A 4900-nucleotide genomic window follows, 5' to 3' on the forward strand; every position below is an offset into this window, starting at 1 on the left:
TTGCCCGTATCGGTGCGGCTTAGCTCCTTGGCGAGCTTGACGCGCTGTGCCTCGCCGCCGCTAAGCGTCGTGGCGGGCTGGCCTAGCGAAACGTAGCCGAGCCCGACGTCCGCGAGCGTCTTTAGCTTTTGATAAATTTTGGGCACGGCTTTGAAAAACTCGAGCGCCTCGTCGATACTCATCGCCAAAACGTCGGCTATGCTTTTGTTTTTGTATAAAATTTCAAGCGTCTGCGCGTTGTATCTCGTGCCGTGGCAAACGTCGCAAACGACGCTGATATCGGGCAGGAAGTGCATCTCGATCGTGATCTCGCCCTCGCCCGCGCATTTTTCGCAGCGCCCGCCCTTGACATTGAAGCTGAAGCGGCCGATCTTGTATCCGCGCAGCTGCGCTTCCTTCGTCGCGGCAAAAAGCGCGCGGATCTCGTCCATCACCCCCGTGTAGGTCGCGGGATTGCTGCGCGGAGTGCGTCCGATCGGGGTTTGATCCAGATAGATCACTTTATCCAGGCTATCAAGCCCCGAAATTTTAGCGTCCTTTACCGCGTGCACCTTTTTGGCGCGATTTAGCTCCTCAAGCGCGGTAGGCAGTATGGTTTGCAGCACCAAGGAGCTCTTGCCGCTGCCGCTAACGCCCGTGATGCCGACTAAATTTCGCAGCGGAAATTTTGCGCAAAGACCGTGGATGTTATTGATATTTACGTTTTTGATACTTAGCCAAAGCTCTTGCTTGCGATGCTTTTGGTAGTTTATCTCCTTTTGGTTGTTCAGATACAGCGCGGTTTGCGTATTGCTTTTAAGCAGATGCGCGATGTCTCCTGCGAATACGACCTCGCCGCCTAGATTGCCCGCCCCAGGGCCGATATCTACGACAAAATCTGCCGCCTCGATCGTCTTTTTATCGTGCTCGACGACGATTACGGAATTTCCCTTTTCCTGTAAATTTCGTAGCGTCTTGATGAGTTTTTGCGTATCGCGCTCGTGAAGCCCGATGCTAGGCTCGTCGAGCACATACATCACGCCGCTAAGACCCGAACCGATCTGGCTTGCGATACGGATACGCTGTGCCTCGCCGCCGCTGATGGTGCGCGCATCGCGCCCCAGCGTGAGGTATCCAAGTCCCACGTCCTTTAAGAAAAACAACCTTTCGTTGATCTCTTTTAGGATTGGTGCTGCGATCTGCGCGTCCTTTTCGCTTAAATTTAAAAACCGCTTCTCGTCGCTGAAAAATTCCACGCAGTCTGCGATACTCATATTTATCACGTCGCCGATACCCTTATCTGCGACCTTTACGGCGAGGCTTTCGGGGCGCAGGCGCAGCCCGCCGCAGTCGGGGCAAATTTTTTCGCTCATATAATCGTCCAGATCGCTTTCGTTTTTGAGCAGATCGTAGGCGTATTTGATCGCGCCCTCAAATTTACGCACGAGCTTGTGTTTTTTCCAGTAAAAATCGATCTCTTTGACGCTGCCGTAGAGGATCAGCTTTTTTTGCTCCTCGTTTAAGTTTGCATACGGAATTTTGACGTTTATGCCGTTTGCCTCGCAAAATCCGAGCAGAAATTTATAGTAATAGCTCTTGTTAAAGCCCGACATTACCTTGATCGCGCCGCCCTCGATCGAGGCATTTTCGTTGATGATCTTGCCCAGATCGAGGCTAAATTTTATCCCCAGCCCGTCGCAGCTCTCGCACGCGCCCTTTGGGGAGTTGAAGCTAAACGCAAGCGGTTCGAGCGGCTTGAATGAAATTTTACAATCAAAGCACGCCATATGCTCGCTGTAGTGGATCAGACTCTGCGCGAGCCCCAGCTCGGCGGCGTTTGCGATCTCCACCTCAAGCTCGCCGAAGCTGAGCTTAAGCGCCTTTTCGACGTCGCTTGCGATACGGATGGAATTTTCCTCGTCGATGATCGTGCGGTCGATGATGACCTTGATCGAGTGCTTTTTCGTCTTGCTCAGCTCGATCTCCTCATCCAGTCGCACCAGCACGCCGTCTATCTGAGCGCGCACGTAGCCCTGCTCGCGCAAGCTTTGCAGCATATCGGCGAAGCTGCCCTTTTTCTCGCGCACCAAGGGCGCGCCTAAGATCACCTTTGCGCCGCGCGGCAGCTTCATAATCTCGGCGATGATGTCGCTGGAGCTCATCTTTGAGATCGGCTTGCCGCATTTGTGGCAGTGCTGCACTCCCACGCGCGCATATAAGAGGCGCAGATAGTCGTAAATTTCGGTGATCGTGCCCACCGTCGAGCGCGGATTTTTCGACGTCGTTTTTTGATCTATCGCGATCGCAGGCGTCAGACCGTCGATCTTATCGACGTCGGGCTTGCCTACGCGGTCTAAAAACTGCCTCGCATAGCTGCTTAGGCTCTCGACATATCTGCGCTGCCCCTCGGCATATAGCGTATCAAACGCCAGCGTGCTCTTGCCGCTGCCGCTAAGACCGGTAAAAACGACGAGTTTGTCCTTTGGAATTTGCAAATTTATATTTTTCAGATTGTGTTCACGCGCGCCCGTGATGGTGATGAGATCGTTCATTTTCGCCCTTTTGTGCAAATTAATCTTACATTATAGCTCAAATTGTTAAAATTGCGCTTTTGGAAGGGGCGGCGATGATACTAATCTGCACGGCTTTGCGCTGCGAAGCCCAAGCGATAATCGAGAGTTTTAAACTTACGCGTAGCGGCGATCTATTCGCAGGCGAGCAGATGCTTTTATATATCTGCGGCGTGAGGTTTGGGGCTAAATTTAAAGCAGGCGCTGCAGGCGACATAGAAATAGAATTTAAGAGCGAACCCGGCGCGGAATTTGTTCGCCGTACCGAGACAGACGCAGAATTCGGGCGCGAGCTTCGTAAGGATCGGCGCGGCGCGGATCCAAAATTTGAGCATCGTTTGGACGATGTAGAGGTCGGTTCTGCGCGAAATGTGGCTGAAAATTTTAAAATTTTAAATTTTGATTCCGCGCAGAATTCAGAGCGCTTCGGCGAAATTTTACTTTCGCGGCGCGTGGACTTTGCGCTAAACATAGGCGTCTGCGGCTGCGAGGATACAAGCGTGCAAATCGGCGAGGCGTTTTACTTTGACGGCACGGCGGCGCAGGAATTTTGCGGCGAGGACGGATCGAAATTTTATCGCTCGCAGGTTGGGGAACACAACGAGCAGGCTCTAAAATTTCAAAACGTTTGCGAGCGGGAATTTTGCGGCGCGAGTTTGGACGGCAAGCTGCAGGCAAATTTAATCTGCGTGAGCGAGCCTAAAATTTTAAACGCAGCGGAGCAGGCGAGCGCAGCAAATGTCGCAGCGATCGAGGCGTGCGGCGAGACAAGCGCACAAGCCACAACGCAAGATACGAACGGCGCGGCAGATACAAAAAATTTCACGCGCGACGCGACGAGGGTTGCGACACAAAGCGCGACGCAGGTCGAGGCGCAAAATTTAGCGAGCGTAAAACCCTCACAAATCGCGGTAGGTGGGCGCAGCGCTGCGACGAATACCGCAGCGCGCGCAATACAAAATACGCCGTGCACGGCAAAAGACGCTACTTGCGGGCTAGAAAATCGCGACATCAGGCTTTACGATATGGAGAGTGCGCTTTTTGTTAATGCTTGCAAGCGGGCGGGCATGCCGTGGGCGATGATGAAGATCGTAAGCGATCATCTGCGCGGCGAGCGGCTTAGCAAAAGCTTCGTCTATGAGCTCGTAAAGGCGCGCCTGCCGCAAATCCGCGCCGCGATAAAGAGCAAAATTTAACTATGGATGCGTACGCAAAAAAACGAGCCGAGAGATAAATTTGGCTTCATATGCCGAATACGACGCGAAATTTAAAGGTATTGCGGAGGCGTAGGAGAAACGATGAAAATAAAAGGTTTTTATCTATGTTTTGCCCTCTTGGCGTGCGCATGCGTCGCGGCTTGCGCGTATGCCGTGGCGGATTTGCTCGCGGATCCGCCCTTATTGGTCTTTTTAGCTCTTTTGCTCGCATTTGCTTGTATCGGGCTATGGCTAAAAGACGCTCTAATAGGCGCGCGTTACCTATTTTACTGCGTCTGCGTGCAGCTACTCTTTGCGGCGGCCATTTTCGCGGCCCTCAAATTCCCCGCCATGGCGCAGTTCGTGCGCAGTGCAGAGATAGGCACCGGCGGCACGGGCATGCCGCTAGGCATCATTCTACTCGTGCTGCCCGCGTTTTTCTGCGCCCTGCCGTATTACTACCGAACGGGCGTCAAAAAAATCCCGCAAAAGTTCGCACTCGGCGGAATTTTGATCCTAAACGTCGCTATTACGCTAGCTTATGCCTTCTATTTCGAGCGACTATTCTGCGGCGCGATCTGAAATTTCAACGATTTTCAGTGACGGCGCGCGAAATTTAAGTATAATTTGTAAAATTTAAACGAAGCGGAGCAAGATGACGGAGGCAAAAAAGGAGCTAGGAGCGCAGTTTGGCGTGAGTCTGGGCGAGCGATCGAGCGCGTTTTTGGGCGCGCTATTTGAAAAATTTCACTTTTCATTTCAGCAACGAAAGCAGCTTGCGGAGTTTGCGAGCGATTTTGAGGCGTGGGACGAGGCGCCCGTTTATGAGCTGCTTGCGGACGAGCAGCGCGAGTTAAATTTTAATAAAGCTAAATTTAATAAAACAGGGAAAGTTCCAAACGGCGAGCAAATTATTAATTTCGTGCGCGAGGTTTGGCTGGATCTCAAGTCGCGCCCGCACTCATACGCGAGCTTCGAAAGCGATTACGAGCCGAAAAAATTTGAAATTTCCTCCTTTCGCGCAGACCGTATCGCTTTGGGCCGCTGTCCGGTCGCAAGCAAAAACACGCGCTGCTGCAATCTGCTGACGCTCGATGCGGTTAATTCGTGCGGCTTTGACTGTTCCTATTGCGCGATCGGCTCCTTTTACAAGCA

At 52.4% G+C, this 4900-nt stretch carries 3 protein-coding genes and 1 pseudogene; 3 read left to right on the forward strand and 1 reads right to left on the reverse strand.

Annotation, left to right across the window (positions count from 1 at the left end):
• Positions 1-2531: excinuclease ABC subunit UvrA (gene uvrA / locus QZ176_RS10265; protein ID WP_295153367.1), on the reverse strand; the 2531-nt coding region annotated here is incomplete at its 3' end.
• A 74-nt stretch (positions 2532-2605) separates the two neighbouring features.
• Between uvrA and QZ176_RS10270 the strand changes: the two genes are divergently transcribed.
• The 3 genes and pseudogenes from QZ176_RS10270 to QZ176_RS10280 all read left to right on the forward strand — a co-directional run.
• The gene (locus QZ176_RS10270) at positions 2606-3745 is read left to right on the forward strand and encodes a hypothetical protein (protein ID WP_295153369.1); all 1140 of its coding nucleotides are present in this window, start codon (positions 2606-2608) and stop codon (positions 3743-3745) included.
• 102 nt (positions 3746-3847) lie between these two features.
• Positions 3848-4327 carry a hypothetical protein gene (locus QZ176_RS10275; protein WP_295153370.1) on the forward strand — a complete coding sequence of 160 codons (480 nt, stop codon included), beginning with the start codon at positions 3848-3850 and terminating at the stop codon, positions 4325-4327.
• Between the two features lie 73 nt (positions 4328-4400).
• Positions 4401-4900: pseudogene (locus QZ176_RS10280) on the forward strand (hypothetical protein); the annotation flags it as partial.

It is taken from the genome of uncultured Campylobacter sp. (assembly GCF_905373215.1).
GTDB lineage: Bacteria > Campylobacterota > Campylobacteria > Campylobacterales > Campylobacteraceae > Campylobacter_B.

Coding starts and splice junctions, on each gene's coding strand:
- QZ176_RS10270 (WP_295153369.1), top strand. CDS start 2,606: ATGATACTAATCTGCACGGCTTTGCGCTGCGAAGCCCAAGCGATAATC.
- QZ176_RS10275 (WP_295153370.1), top strand. CDS start 3,848: ATGAAAATAAAAGGTTTTTATCTATGTTTTGCCCTCTTGGCGTGCGCA.